Raw genomic sequence first — 13,074 nt, forward strand, 5'->3', positions numbered from 1 at the left:
TGATGCTGGCAGCCCGGGCGGACTTTTTGGCGGACTGAACGGGTTCAGCCGCCGATCGTGCTAGACGCCGTAGTAGAGCTCGAACTCGTACGGGTTCGGGCGCAGGGACAGCGGGCGGATCTCGTACTCGTATTTGTACTCGATCCAGGTGTCGATCAGGTCCTGGGTGAACACGCCACCGGCCTGCAAGAACTCGTTGTCCTCGCGCAGGGCCTCCAGCGCCTCTTCCAGCGAACCCGGAGCCTTCGGGATGTCCTTGGCTTCCTCGGCAGGCAGCTCGTAGAGGTCCTTGTCGATTGGCGCCGGCGGTTCGATGCGGTTGCGGATGCCGTCAATCCCGGCCATCAGCTGGGCAGCGAAGGCCAGGTACGGGTTGGACGAGGGGTCCGGAGCGCGGAACTCGATGCGCTTGGCCTTGGGGTTGGAGCCCGTGATGGGGATACGGATCCCGGCGGAGCGGTTGCCCTGCGAGTACACCATGTTGACCGGAGCTTCGAAGCCCTTGACCAGGCGGCGGTAGGAGTTCACCGTCGGGTTGGTGAAGGCGAGGACGGCGGAGGAGTGCTTCAGCAGGCCGCCGATGTACCAGCGGGCCATGTCGGACAGGCCGGCGTAGCCCTTTTCGTCGTAAAACAGCGGCTCGCCGTTGGTCCACAGCGACTGGTGGCAGTGCATGCCCGAACCGTTGTCGCCAAAGACCGGCTTCGGCATGAAGGTCACGGACTTGCCCCAGGCATCGGCCGTGTTCTTGATGACGTACTTGAACTTCTGCAGGTCGTCCGCGGCGTGGGTCAGGGTGGTGAACTTGTAGTTGATTTCAGCCTGGCCGGCGGAGCCTACCTCGTGGTGGCTGCGCTCGACCTCGAGGCCTGCCTCATCCAGGGCGATACACATGGCGTCGCGGAGGTCAGCCTGCTTGTCGGTGGGGGAAACCGGGAAGTAGCCGCCCTTGATGGGGGTCTTGTAGCCGAGGTTTCCGCCCTCTTCTTCGCGGCCGGTGTTCCAGTGTGCTTCTTCGGAGTCGATCTTGTAGAAGCTGCCCTCGGGGGAGGACTGGTACTGGACGTTGTCGAAGACGAAGAATTCGGCCTCCGGAGCGAAGAACGCGGTGTCGGCGATGCCCGTGGAGGCGAGGTAGGCCTCAGCCTTTTCGGCTACGCCGCGGGGATCGCGGTGATACGGGTCTCCGGTGCGGGGGTTCACGATCGAGAAGTTCAGCGCAAGGGTCTTTTCCATGCGGAACGTGTCCAGGAATGCGGTGGTAACGTCCGGGATCAGCTGCATGTCGGATTCGGCGATGCCCTGGAAGCCGCGGATGGAGGAACCGTCGAAGAGCTGGCCGTTGATGAAGAAGTCCGCGTCGACGCTCTTGGCCGGCACGTTGAAGTGCTGCTGCACACCCGGGAGGTCGGTGAAGCGGATATCGACGAATTTAATATCTTCGTCCTTGATGAACTTGAGGACTTCGTCCGCAGTCTTGAACATCTATGCTCCTTACGCATATGTAATATCTGGCTGGCAAGCCAACTGATCCAGCGCAATCCGAAGGGCAGGGAAACCTGGTTTCCCTGCTTGGGAGGTATTGCTTGAAACTGCTATCAGCCTATGGACACGTCATTTCCCGTCAGTGTCCACATTGTTTCGGGCAGGTTACAGAATGCCCTGTTCAGGTTACAGAATTGTCCTGAACAGGTAACGCTATCCGGTGTCCAAAGTGTGGTCCAACGGTTTCCACTCTGTGGTCGGCGGTGAGTCGGTAAGCTTGGACGGTGGTAGATCGCAATGATATTGGTTCCTGGCTCAGCGGACCGGACACGTCCGGCATCTCAAGGTACCCGGGGGAGCGGTTGGGAATGCCCGAATCCGGTTCCGGCTCCATGGCCAGGGCAGGCAGGCGCTTCCTCGCCATCGCCCTTGACTGGGGGATTGCCCTGCTGATCAGTAATTTTGCCTTTGGCGGTGACTCCTGGGCCACGTTGGCGGTATTTGCCGCGGAACAGATGCTGCTCGTGGGCACCCTTGGTTACAGCATCGGCCACCGCGTGGCCGGGATCCACGTGCTGCGCCTGGGCGGCGGACCCGCTGGTCCGATGGCCGCCGTGGTGAGGTCAGTGTTGCTGTGCTTAGTGATTCCTGCCGTAATTTTCGATCCGGACCAGCGGGGACTGCACGACAAGGCGATGGATACTGTCCTCGTCAGACGCTAGCAGGGTCCATGCGCTTGGCGAAGGCCATGTGCCGGCACCCCGCGGCTTGGGAATACAGTGCCGTGCCGGGTCAGACCCCCGCCGTTTCCTTCGTCCCGGCAGCGACGGCCGTGCGTGGCGTCAGGTAGCCGTGCTTTCCGGCCCAGCGTTCGAACGCCACCGTGGCGAACGGGAACACTGCCGACAGCCCCGCGAACAGGGCCACCACGAAGGGCCACCGCTGGAGGCGCCACAGGGCGAGGGCAGCGATGCCGTAGCCCACAAACAGCGCACCATGGATAGGACCGGCGATCTCCACGCCCAGTTCGGTGGTCTTGGCGACCCATTTGAAGTACATGCCCGCCAGGAGCGCAGCCCAGCTGCAGCATTCGGCAACCGCCAGGACGCGGAAGGTCCGGATGACGAGGGTTCTAGCGGGAATCGTCATGTAGCTGCTTCCAATCAATGTACCCGCCCGGGTGGCCGGCGTCGGCAGACAAAAACTGCCCGGGTTCCGGCTTGGCCGGAACCCGGGCAGTTCAAGAGTCTTAGCGTCCGCGGTTGGGACGCGCTTTGTAAGGGTCGATTCCCTTGGGGATCGGGAGTCGGTTGCCCAGCGAGGAAATGCGTTTGGATACGGCATTCACCTCAAGCTTGGTCAGCTCCTTCTTGAGCTTGCCCATCTTCTTGGCTACCTGGCTGATTGGGACCTGGCCTTCGCCGCGGCCGCTTTCGATCATGTGGACCGTGACGTTTGGGAGGATGCGCGCGAGGCGCTTACGCTCAGCGTCGAGCATCGGCTTGACGCGGATGGTGGGGCCTTCGCTGACGAGGACGACGCCGGGACGGCCGACGGCGCGGAACACGGCGTCCTGCGTGCGTGGGTTTACGGCGACCGGCTGGTCCTCGGTGATCCAGCCGCGCTTCAGCGTGCCCAGTGCGGCGCCTGAGGCTCCGGGCTGGTTCTCGATCTGGGCGAAGGCGGCGCGTTCGGCGCGACGCGAGAGGATCAGGGTGGCGCCGAGGAGGCCCAGCGGAATGCCGATGAGCAGGCCAGTGATCCAATTTTCCAGCCAATAACCCACCAGGAAGCCGACAGCCACAACACCCAGAAATACCAGCAGCATCAGCCACGGGACCATGGGATCATGGCGGCGGGTCATGTTAAAGACTTCGCCGATCTGCTTGAGCCGGCTGGGCTTCTTGACCTTTGCTTGTTTTGGCTTGCGCGAGAAGAGGCCACGTTTCGAGGCGTCAGGGGCCGCCGGAGTGCTGTTACTGGAATCAGGGGTGTTCGCCATAGTTCCTCAATTCTACGTGATTTATGCCTGCGGGCCGGACACCGGAGAATGTCCGGTGCCGGCCCGCAGGGATACCAAACTACGGCTTAGGAACGGGCGGCCAGCAGTGTGCTGGCTTCCTGGCGGGTGCTGCCGGAAGACTCGATGTGGGCGAGCTGGGCGGGGATTTCCCAGCCCTTCTTGCGCATCGCGGTGGCCCAGAGCCGGCCGGCCCGGTAGGAGGAACGGACCAGGGGTCCACTCATGACGCCGAGGAAGCCGATCTCCTTGGCCTCGTCCTGGAGGTCCACGAACTCCTGCGGCTTGACCCAGCGGTCCACCGGCAGGTGCCGCTCGGACGGTCGAAGGTACTGGGTGATGGTGATCAGGTCACAGCCGGCCTCGTGCAGGTCCCGCAGCGCCTCGGAGATCTCCTCGCGGGTCTCGCCCATACCCAGGATCAGGTTGGATTTGGTCACCATGCCCAGGTTCCGGCCCTGGGTGATGACATCCAGGGACCTCTCGTACCGGAACGCGGGCCGGATCCGCTTGAAAATCCGGGGCACGGTTTCAACGTTGTGCGCGAAGACCTCCGGCTTCGAAGCGCAGATCGCCTCGATGTGCTCGGGCTTGCCGGAAAAGTCAGGGATCAACAGTTCAACGCCGGTGCCCGGGTTCAGCTCGTGGATCTTCCGCACCGTCTCGGCATACAGCCACACACCCTCATCGGCCAGATCATCTCGGGCCACCCCGGTGACGGTGGCGTAGCGCAGCTGCATGGCCAGGACCGAGCGGGCCACCTTCGTGGGCTCAAACACGTCCACCGGGGACGGCTTACCCGTATCGATCTGGCAGAAATCACAACGCCGGGTGCATTCGGAGCCACCAATCAGGAACGTCGCTTCCTTATCTTCCCAGCACTCAAAAATGTTCGGGCAGCCGGCCTCCTCACACACCGTGTGCAGGCCTTCCTTCTTAACCAGGTTCTTGAGCTGGACATACTCCGGACCCATCTGGACCTTCGCCTTGATCCACTCCGGCTTCCGCTCCACCGGTACTGCAGAGTTACGCTGCTCAACGCGCAGCAGCTTCCGGCCTTCTGGTGCCAGTGTCACAGGAGTGCTCCCTCAGGGATTGAAACGAGTGCTTCTTCGTGCTTGCGAAATTCTTCCACGAACCGGTCCGCGATATCGCCGGGGGCGATGTTCCTGCCGGTTTCGATGGACATTGTGGTGACGCTGGCGTCGGTGATGCCACAGGCGATGATCTGGGCATAGGGCGCCAGATCATTGTTGCAGTTAATGGCAACGCCGTGCATTGTGACCCCGTCCAGGACGCGGATGCCGATCGCTGCAATCTTCCGGTCCGGGCCTTTGCTGTCAGCGGTGATCCACACGCCGGCCCGTCCCTTTATGCGCTCAGCGTTGATGCCGTAGTCGGCCATAACGGCGATCATGACCGCTTCAAGCCGCTCAACATAGTCTCGGATGCCTGACCGGTTCTTCAGCCTGAGAATCGGATACACGATCAGCTGGCCGGGGCCGTGCCAGGTCAGCTTGCCGCCGCGGTCCACCGCAACGACGGGCGTGCCGTCCAACGGGCGCTCGTGCTCTTCCGTGAGCTTGCCCGCTGTATAGACAGCGGCATGTTCAAGGATGAGGACAGTGCTGGGCGCCTCGGCTGTGACGACCTTGCTGTGGATCCCGCGCTGCAGATCCCAGCCGCGCGTGTAGTCAACGAAGTCCGGGGCGAGACCCACCTGTGAAAACTCAAGAGTCATGCCGTCAAGCTTAGACCCCGATCCGCGAGGGGTCCGGTTATAGTGTCGGACCTCTCATGCACTGACTCATGCGCTGGCGGATCCGGTGGATGCCCATGGCCTGTGGATAACTTCTGCAGGCATTCCCGGATTCCGCTAGACATGGGTCATGGATGATTTCACTGCCCCCGTAGTTCCCGGGTTCCTGGTGGGCCGCGTGTTGGGCCGCGGCGGAAGTTCGACGGTGTGGCTGGTTACGGAAGAAGGGTCCGGGCGCGAGTTTGCGCTGAAATGCCTCGGTGCCGGGCACCGCGTCGCGACAGGCCTCGGCGAAGGCAGGGAAACCGGGGCCGACGCCGAGGAGGCCATCCGCCGTGAAATCCGTATTCTTTCTGTCCTTGACCACCAGCACCTCATCAAAGCCCACGATGCCCTCCGTCTTCGCGAGCCGGCCGGATCAGCAGTGACGGCCGGAGGGACAATAGGGCTGCTGCTGGATTACGCGCCCGGCGGTTCCCTCGGAGAGCTGGTCGGAAGCAGGGCGAAGCTCACCATCGGGGAGACGGTCACCGTGCTCACCCCTATTGCCCAGGTACTTGGCTACCTGCACGGCCAGGGGTTCACCCACGGTGACGTATCGCCCGGGAACGTCCTCTTTACAGGCCATGGCAAGCCAATGCTCTCCGACGTTGGCATTGCACGGATGGTGGGTGATGTTTCAGCGGTGCCTGACCACGGAACCGCTGGGTTTATGGATCCGGCACCCGTGGACGCCGTAAGGGCCGGGCTGCAGCCGGAACGCGACGTTTACTCGGTGGCGGCGCTGGGGTGGTACTGCCTTACGGGCCAGCCGCCACGCCGTACCGCCGACCGTCCGCCTCTTTCCCTCCTGCTCCCTGACGTTCCAGTCGAGCTGGCCGCAGCCCTGGAGGCGGGACTAAATGAGGACAGGCGGCTGCGACCCACAGCCGTTGAGCTGGCGACGGCGGTCTACCGCAGCGCCCCGCCGCAGCCGGTGGACCTCTCGTCCTCGGTCCACGCCACGGTCATTCCGCAGCTGCTGACACGGCGCCGCGTCCCGGAACGTCCCGGTGGCGCGCTCCGCCGTAATCTTCAGGCCTGGCGGCGCCGGATTTCGACGTCGCGCTGGTCCGGGCTGGTCGGGGCGCGGCAGACCCTTCCGTTCCCGGCCGCAGACGAAAGGGAGATGCTGGCGGTTCCCGGGCCAACGCTCCGCGAATCAGTGGCCAGGGCACCCGGGGCCGGCAGCCTGGCGGCACCGGTCCAGGCCGCCGACGTCGACAATCCGGGACCGCGCGGCAGGCATGCTGTGGAACCCGGCACGCACGATCACGAACCCAACGCCGGTTCGAGGCGTCGGACGGTGGCGTCGCCGAAATCGGTGGACCCCGGCCCGTCCCGGCGCCGTGGGCGCTCAGGGACGGCCGGGCACAATCGGGGCACCGTGCTGTTGGCAGTGGGAGCGGGTGCGATCCTGGCAGGCACTATCTGGGCCGCCGGCGTCTTTGGGCCGGATGGGCCGTGGGGGGCGCCAGCTTGGCCAGAGGCGGTGGCGGAGAGTGCGGATGCCGGAGGGGTGGACCCAGTGCTCGCCGCCACAGGAGTCCCGGCAGCCGCCGCGGCGCAGCTGGCCTCGGCGGACCCGCTTCAAGCAGTCCAGGGACTGGCTGCGGTGAGGTCCGTGGCCTTCAGCTCCGGCCGGCTGGAGCTGCTGGATCTGGTGAATGCCCCGGGATCTGCTGCCGCTGCCGCGGATGCAGGTCTCAAGGCCGGGCTCCAGAAGTCCGGCCACGTCCTGGCCGGATTCACCAGTTCCGTATCGAACCTGCAGGTCCAGCCTGGCAGTCCACCCGGCCAGGTGGTTGTTGCTGTCACGTCAGCCACGTCGCCGTATGAGGAGAAAGACGCGTCCGGGGCAGTCGTGGCGGCGGGCACACCGGTGGCTGCCCGGAACCTCCGGCTGGTGCTGGTCTCCGTTGACGGCCAGTGGCGGATTACGGACGTCCTGCCTGGGGCCTGACTATTTGTCTCAGTACGCTGCCTCAGCGGTGATTTTCCGAAGTCGGCTTCACGGAATGTCCAAAGTCGTCTGCACCAACTCACGCCTGGTCTTAGTGAGTCCCATTTGGGGAACCCTCTACGGGAAAGATTGAGAATTGTTCTCGGGTGAAGGCGACTATCGGTCCCGAATCGCTCGCGGAGCATGCCGTGATTCGGAGTCAGCACGGGCCGCAGGGTGCCTAAAAGCTGGCTCAAAGGATGAATCATCTGGCTTTTGGGTTGAGATTGCACCGATATGGCGAGAAGGGTGTGATTGCCGTGGATATGGTGACTGGCATGGAACCAGTTCTGAAATTTGTACGGCGTTGGGGCGCCCCCGTGGCGGCCGTCATCTTCTTCTCCCTGTGGTGTGTGGCCGAGGCAGGCAGAATGGGAGGGTCCTGGTTCTCGTGGTCAGGGAACTGGCCGCTGGCCTTGATGACATTGGCTGTTGCCACGGCGTCCTGGAAACCCCTGGTGTCTCTTGGGTTCACGGTTGCGCTCCTTGCCGGACAGTTGAGTCATGCCCTGCCGCCTATGTATTCCAATCACTGGGCCATCTACTTGGGTTCCTTTGTCGCTCTTGGCTTCATCATGTGGACCGCTCCACCGCGGCTGCGGTTCATCGCTGGGGGCGCGAACGTGGTCGCCGCTGCTGTCATGGCGTTCCTGATGCTCTCGTGGAGATACGGCGACGGTGTCGGCTGGTATCCGCCGGCGTACGCCGGAGACCGGTGGATGCTGCAGGACTATGGCTGGCAGCTGTTAGCCCTCCTCCTGGTGATCGCCGGGGCCTGCGCCGCCGTCGGACTTCTACTCGCTCTATATCAGGAACGGGGCAGTCTATTCCGGGCCCGGGAGCTTGCGCAGAGCAGCATGAAGGAAACCGAGATCGACCTCATCGTGGAGCAGGAACGGACACGCATCGCCCGCGATCTGCACGATGTCCTCGCCCATTCCCTCGCAGTCATCGCCGCCCAGGCCGACGGGACCCGCTATCTGAGCAAGGACCAGCCCAAGGTCGTCCTCAATGCCCTGGGCACCATCGCCCGGTCCGCCCGCAGCGCCCTTGTGGATGCCCAGCGCGTGATCGAAGGAGTACGCGATGACGGCATGGTGACGCCCCAGCCGCGGCTGAGCGACATCCCGGCACTAATCGAAGGGATGCAGCGCGGCAGTTTGAAGATCCACCCCAGCGAGTCCGGGTCGCCCGTGGAACTCTCCACCGGACAGGAAATGGCGGTCTTCAGGATCGTTCAGGAGTGCCTGACCAATGCCCTCAAACATGGCGGGCGCGGCACGGATGTGCGGCTCCACTTTGACTGGAGCGGGCCGGGCCTGACTCTGCACGTGGCCTCGGCCGTTGACCCGGCCGAACAAGACGGCGCTACGAATCCGGCCACCGCCCGGGTCGGGAGGGGACTTCCGGGCATGCGCGAACGCGCCCATCTGGCCGGCGGCTGGCTGACGGCCGGACCGGACGGCGAACACTTCCGGGTGACAGTCTTCATCCCCTACGGAACCCGGGAAACGAGGGCAGCGGACGATACAGCCGGCGCCGAAGCCGGGGGAACTTTCGTTGAAATTTCAGGTGCGGAAGCCCCGCCGGCACTGGCCGCAACAGGCCTCCCCCTGCCGACAGGGGCCGCACGGGAAGCAGGCGACCGTGGCTGATGCCGGTGCGCGCATCACCGTGGCCCTGGTGGACGACCAGCCCTTGTTCCGGGCGGGTATCCGCATGCTGATAGAGAGCCAGAAGGACTTGGAACTCTCGGGAGAGGCCGGTAACGGGGAAGAGGCGGTGACCCTGGCAATCGACCGGCGCCCGGACGTCATGCTGATGGACCTGCGGATGCCGATCATGGATGGCGTCGAAGCCACCCGGCGGATCGTGCAGCACGCCGCGGCGGCCGGAACCGACAAGCCAAAGATCATTGCGCTGACGACCTTCAACAGAGATCAGGCCGTGGTCCAGGCCGTGCAGGCCGGGGCGAGCGGGTATCTGCTCAAGAGCGCGGAACCGGAATTCCTGCTGGCAGCGATCCGGACCGTCCACTCCGGATACTCCGTCATCGCGCCAGGATCCATCCACTCTCTCTTCGAGCATGCTGCCCGCAACGTTCCCGCTGTGGGTCCGGACTTGTCCGTACTTAACGTCCTGTCCGTGCGGGAGCGGGACGTCTTTCTACTCGCGGCCAAAGGCCTCAGCAATGGTGAAATGGCGGAGAGTCTGTTCGTCTCTGAAGCCACCATCAAAACTCACCTGCGCAGTGTGTTGTACAAACTGGAACTCCGCACCCGGCTCCAGCTGGTCGCATTCGCCCACGAACGCCGCCTACTGGGCACCTGAACAGACCACCAGAGGGATCCGCAACGGGTCATTAGCCGAACAAGAGCGCTGCTGTCCTGGGAGCTCTAGCCTTCCAACACCTGATCGTTGATGGGGGTTCCCGAATATCCGACCGGTCGGCGCCGCGGGCCGCTGGGCACCGACGCTGTTTATGATGGTGCAACTCCTGTGGCCTATTGGGGACCTGGAACCAGGGCGCCGGCTGCGCGGCTGATTCCACGTTCAGGCCTCGGTTCCGCCGTCCACGCGCAGCACGACGCCGGTGATGTAGGAGGCCTGATCCGAAAGGAGGAAAGCGGTTGCGTTGGCAATGTCTTCGGGTTGGCCCAGGTGCTTCATCGGGATCTCAGCGGCGTAGGCGGCCTTGGACTCGGTAGGCAGGGAAGCCAACGCCGCGGTTTCAATGGCACCGGGGGCCACGGCGTTAACGCGGATGCCTTGTTCGGCGGTTTCCTTGGCGACGCTGCGGGTCAAGGAAACCACGCCGTGCTTTGCGGCACCATAGGGGGTCAAATGCGGGGTGGCGCTGATGCCTGCCAGCGAGGCGATATTCACGATCGAACCACATCCCTGTTCCAGAAAGTGTGCGACCTGGGACTGCATGGCCAAGAAGGTACCCCGCAGGGTGACGTTGATGGTGCGGTCCCAGTCCGCGGCGGTGATCTCCTGCACGGGCGTGGGCATGGCTCCTACCCCGGCGTTGTTCACTGCCATGTCCAAACGGCCGAAGGACTCGATGGCGAAGGGAACCAGCGCATTGACCTCCTCGGCGTTGGAGACATTGGCATGCTTGTAGGCCGCTCGACCGCCGGTGGCCTCAATGAGCGCCACGGTCTCGGCACCGGCTTCGTCGTTGACGTCAGAGACGATGATCGAGGCACCGTCTGCGGCCAGTCGCAGGGCAATGGCACGTCCGATTCCGGCTCCGGCTGCCGTGAACCACCCTGGGTTTGATGGAGACTCTAACCTCACACGGAGAATAGAGTCATGGCAAGTGGTAGAAAATTTGATGAGGAAACCAAGGCCCGCGTGGTGCGGATGTATCTCGAGCGCCGGGGTGAAGTTGCCGGCGAGTCGGAAACGGCCGCCCGGAAGCACGTAGGTGCCCTGTTGGGCGTCAGCGCGGACACGATGCGGCCCTGGATCGTCCAGCACGAGATCGAGACCGGTTCCAGGCCCGGGGCGACGGTGGCGGAGAACGACGAAGTGAAGAAGCTGCGGCGCGAGAACGCCGAGCTGCGCCGGGCCAACGCGATCCTGAAGGCGGCCTCGGCTTTCTTCGCGGCCGAGATCGACCGGCCACACACCAGATAGTTGCCTTCATTACGGCCCACAAGGACCGTAAAGACGCCAAAGGCCTGCGATGGGGCGTCGAACCGATCTGCGCCGTGCTCACCGAGCACGGGACCAGGATTGCCCCGTCGACTTACTACGCCGCCATCAAGCGCGGCGTGTCCAAACGCGAACTCTCAGACAGGAAAATGATCGACATCATCAAGACCATCCATAAAGCCAATTTCAGCGTCTACGGTGTCCGTAAAATGTGGAAGAAGCTCCTGCGTGAAGGCCACGAGATCGGCCGGGACCGGGTCGGACGGCTGATGCGTGCCGCAGGGCTGCGGGGTGTGCTGCGCGGCGGACACAAGACCTTCACCACCCGCCGTGATGACCTGGCGGCAAGGTTCCCGGACCGGGTGAAACGCCAGTGGAATACCGGCGTCCAGGACAGGATCTGGGTCGCAGATTTTACGTATGTCTGGACGTACGCGGGGTTCTGCTATGTGTCTTTCGTCACGGACGCGGCGTCACGGCGGATCCTGGGCTGGAAGGCCTCGATGAGCAAAGAGACGCCCCTCGTCACTGATGCCCTCCAACAGGCCCTGTCGGTGCGCCGGCGTACCGACAGCGAGTTCACCGCGACCGGGCTGATACACCACAGCGACGCCGGGTCACAGTACACCTCCGTCATGCTCACCGAGCATCTGGTCGCTGCGGGCATGGAGGGCTCAATCGGTACCGTGGGGGACGCGTACGACAATGCCCTGATGGAATCGACCATCGGACTGTACAAGACCGAACTGATCGATTTCGACCGCTTCACCACCTGGAAATCACGCCAGCACGTCGAGTCCGAAACGGCCCGCTGGGTCCATTGGTACAACACCGAACGGCTGCACACAAGCATCGGGGACATTCCGCCAACGGAATTTGAAACCACCCATCAACAAACGTGTATTCTGTCAACGCAGACTGCATAAACGAAGTCTCCATCAAACCCAGCGCGGTTCAGCCGTGACGAGGGCTACTTGGTTTTCAAAAAACATGTGAACACTCTCCTCCTTGGGGAAAATTGCTGGCGCAATAGGGGTGGTGTTGGATTTTTATCCGGATGCGGCCTCGCGCCGTGATTCCCAGCGTCGCAGCAACAAGGCGACCAAGACTGCTGCGGCAATTCCAATGACCGTGAAAATGACTCGCTCAATGGTCAGTTCGAATCCGCGCTCGACATCGCCAAGAGAAGCGAAGATCAACAGCATCGGTGTCAAGGCCAGTGCCTGCATGAGGTAGGCCCCGCCCATGGAATACCAGACCAGGAAGAACAAGCACAGTACAGCCACAATGACGGCGCCCCAGACGGGCAGGAACAACACGGCCAGCAAAGCGATAATGGCCCCCAGGAAGGTGCCGATGAGGCGTCCGTTGAGGGTCTCGCGCCGCTGATTGGCTAGTGGTCGCAGGGCCATCAGTACGGTCACCGCGACCCAGTAACCATGGGGGATGTTGTTGGCCAGCGCCCAGTACATGATCGCAGCACACAATAGGCCTACCGCGATGCCGTGCTCCCACGCGGTGCGTTTTTCCACCGGAAGTGTAGGAGCCTGGAACTTGAGCAGGCGGGTGATCAGGGCGCCGGCCAACCCTCCGGCAAGGATCCACAGCACCGCGGACCACCAGGGGAGGTTGATGGGACCGGGGCCAAAGAGGATCACCATGACCGGAGTCAGCGAGAGCAGTCCGGCGGAGCGCTGGTTGGTGGCTGCAAAGAGGATCGCAGAGACGAACATAAGCACGGCGATGGCCCAGGGCGTTGAACCTGCCAAGGACGCCAAGCCGCCAAGTGCGGCACCGACGATCACCAGCAGTGCTGCCTGGCGCGGCTTGCTGACGGGAGTGACCGCCATGCCCAATCCCATGGCCAGCCCGAATCCCATGCTGGCCGAGGTCCCTCCGAACACGCTCACGATGACAGAGGGAATCATGATGGTCACGAGGAGCTTGAGCGCTATCGGTAGGGTCCCCGATTGGGGACGGCTAAAAATCACCATGGTGTCATTGCCTTTGCATGGATTGGCGGGCAGCACGAGTACCAGCCCTCCGCGGACGGATGGGCTGAAAAGATCGGCATAAATACCCACGATATCGTCGCGAATCCACCCC

The 13,074-nt window shown here is 63.3% G+C and carries 12 protein-coding genes; 5 read left to right on the forward strand and 7 right to left on the reverse strand.

Annotated features, from left to right (window positions below):
- Nucleotides 1-60 precede the first annotated feature (60 nt).
- Nucleotides 61-1,485, reverse strand: a complete 1,425-nt coding sequence (glnA, locus tag ACQCSV_RS08725) for a type I glutamate--ammonia ligase (RefSeq protein WP_354154344.1) — start codon at nucleotides 1,483-1,485, stop codon at nucleotides 61-63.
- Nucleotides 1,486-1,769: 284 nt separating this feature from the next.
- Between glnA and ACQCSV_RS08730 the strand changes: the two genes are divergently transcribed.
- Nucleotides 1,770-2,207 carry an RDD family protein gene (locus ACQCSV_RS08730; RefSeq protein WP_354154342.1) on the forward strand — a complete coding sequence of 146 codons (438 nt, stop codon included), beginning with the start codon at nucleotides 1,770-1,772 and terminating at the stop codon, nucleotides 2,205-2,207.
- Nucleotides 2,208-2,277: 70 nt separating this feature from the next.
- On the opposite strand, the gene ACQCSV_RS08735 is transcribed toward ACQCSV_RS08730, so the two are convergent.
- The 4 genes from ACQCSV_RS08735 to lipB all read right to left on the reverse strand — a co-directional run bounded on the left by ACQCSV_RS08735 (nucleotide 2,278) and on the right by lipB (nucleotide 5,246).
- Nucleotides 2,278-2,628 carry a DUF3817 domain-containing protein gene (locus ACQCSV_RS08735; protein WP_426939549.1) on the reverse strand — a complete coding sequence of 117 codons (351 nt, stop codon included), beginning with the start codon at nucleotides 2,626-2,628 and terminating at the stop codon, nucleotides 2,278-2,280.
- A gap of 106 nt (nucleotides 2,629-2,734) precedes the next feature.
- A complete protein-coding gene (locus ACQCSV_RS08740) occupies nucleotides 2,735-3,487 on the reverse strand; it encodes a DUF4191 domain-containing protein (RefSeq protein ID WP_354154340.1) in 753 nt (250 codons plus the stop codon).
- A gap of 86 nt (nucleotides 3,488-3,573) precedes the next feature.
- The gene (gene lipA, locus ACQCSV_RS08745; protein ID WP_354154339.1) at nucleotides 3,574-4,581 is read right to left on the reverse strand and encodes a lipoyl synthase; all 1,008 of its coding nucleotides are present in this window, start codon (nucleotides 4,579-4,581) and stop codon (nucleotides 3,574-3,576) included.
- Nucleotides 4,578-5,246 (reverse strand): lipoyl(octanoyl) transferase LipB, encoded by a 669-nt coding sequence (lipB, locus tag ACQCSV_RS08750; RefSeq protein WP_354154338.1) that lies wholly within the window; start codon nucleotides 5,244-5,246, stop codon nucleotides 4,578-4,580. Before lipB ends, lipA begins: the two co-directional genes overlap by 4 nt.
- Before the next feature lie 148 nt (nucleotides 5,247-5,394).
- On the opposite strand from lipB, the gene ACQCSV_RS08755 reads away from it, so the two are divergent.
- The 3 genes from ACQCSV_RS08755 to ACQCSV_RS08765 all read left to right on the forward strand — a co-directional run bounded on the left by ACQCSV_RS08755 (nucleotide 5,395) and on the right by ACQCSV_RS08765 (nucleotide 9,636).
- Complete coding sequence (locus tag ACQCSV_RS08755; protein WP_354154337.1) at nucleotides 5,395-7,266, forward strand: serine/threonine-protein kinase; 1,872 nt, start codon at nucleotides 5,395-5,397, stop codon at nucleotides 7,264-7,266.
- A 317-nt stretch (nucleotides 7,267-7,583) separates the two neighbouring features.
- A complete protein-coding gene (locus ACQCSV_RS08760; protein WP_354154336.1) occupies nucleotides 7,584-8,960 on the forward strand; it encodes a histidine kinase in 1,377 nt (458 codons plus the stop codon).
- Nucleotides 8,953-9,636 (forward strand): response regulator transcription factor, encoded by a 684-nt coding sequence (locus ACQCSV_RS08765; RefSeq protein ID WP_354154335.1) that lies wholly within the window; start codon nucleotides 8,953-8,955, stop codon nucleotides 9,634-9,636. The genes ACQCSV_RS08760 and ACQCSV_RS08765 overlap by 8 nt, the downstream gene beginning before the upstream one ends.
- A gap of 222 nt (nucleotides 9,637-9,858) precedes the next feature.
- Here ACQCSV_RS08765 and ACQCSV_RS08770 read toward each other — a convergent pair whose 3' ends face one another.
- Nucleotides 9,859-10,608 (reverse strand): SDR family NAD(P)-dependent oxidoreductase, encoded by a 750-nt coding sequence (locus ACQCSV_RS08770; protein ID WP_426939478.1) that lies wholly within the window; start codon nucleotides 10,606-10,608, stop codon nucleotides 9,859-9,861.
- A gap of 15 nt (nucleotides 10,609-10,623) precedes the next feature.
- Between ACQCSV_RS08770 and ACQCSV_RS08775 the strand changes: the two genes are divergently transcribed.
- Nucleotides 10,624-11,894, forward strand: a protein-coding gene (locus tag ACQCSV_RS08775) for an IS3 family transposase (RefSeq protein WP_354163281.1) whose coding sequence is annotated in 2 segments (ribosomal slippage) — nucleotides 10,624-10,909 and nucleotides 10,909-11,894 — 1,272 coding nt in all. Because the reading frame shifts where the segments join, the coding sequence is not laid out codon by codon here.
- A 123-nt stretch (nucleotides 11,895-12,017) separates the two neighbouring features.
- On the opposite strand, the gene ACQCSV_RS08780 is transcribed toward ACQCSV_RS08775, so the two are convergent.
- Nucleotides 12,018-12,962, reverse strand: coding sequence for an FUSC family protein (locus tag ACQCSV_RS08780; protein WP_354222890.1), 945 nt, complete (start codon nucleotides 12,960-12,962; stop codon nucleotides 12,018-12,020).
- Nucleotides 12,963-13,074 lie beyond the last annotated feature (112 nt).

Source organism: Pseudarthrobacter sp. S3 (assembly GCF_050156905.1).
Classification (GTDB): domain Bacteria; phylum Actinomycetota; class Actinomycetes; order Actinomycetales; family Micrococcaceae; genus Arthrobacter.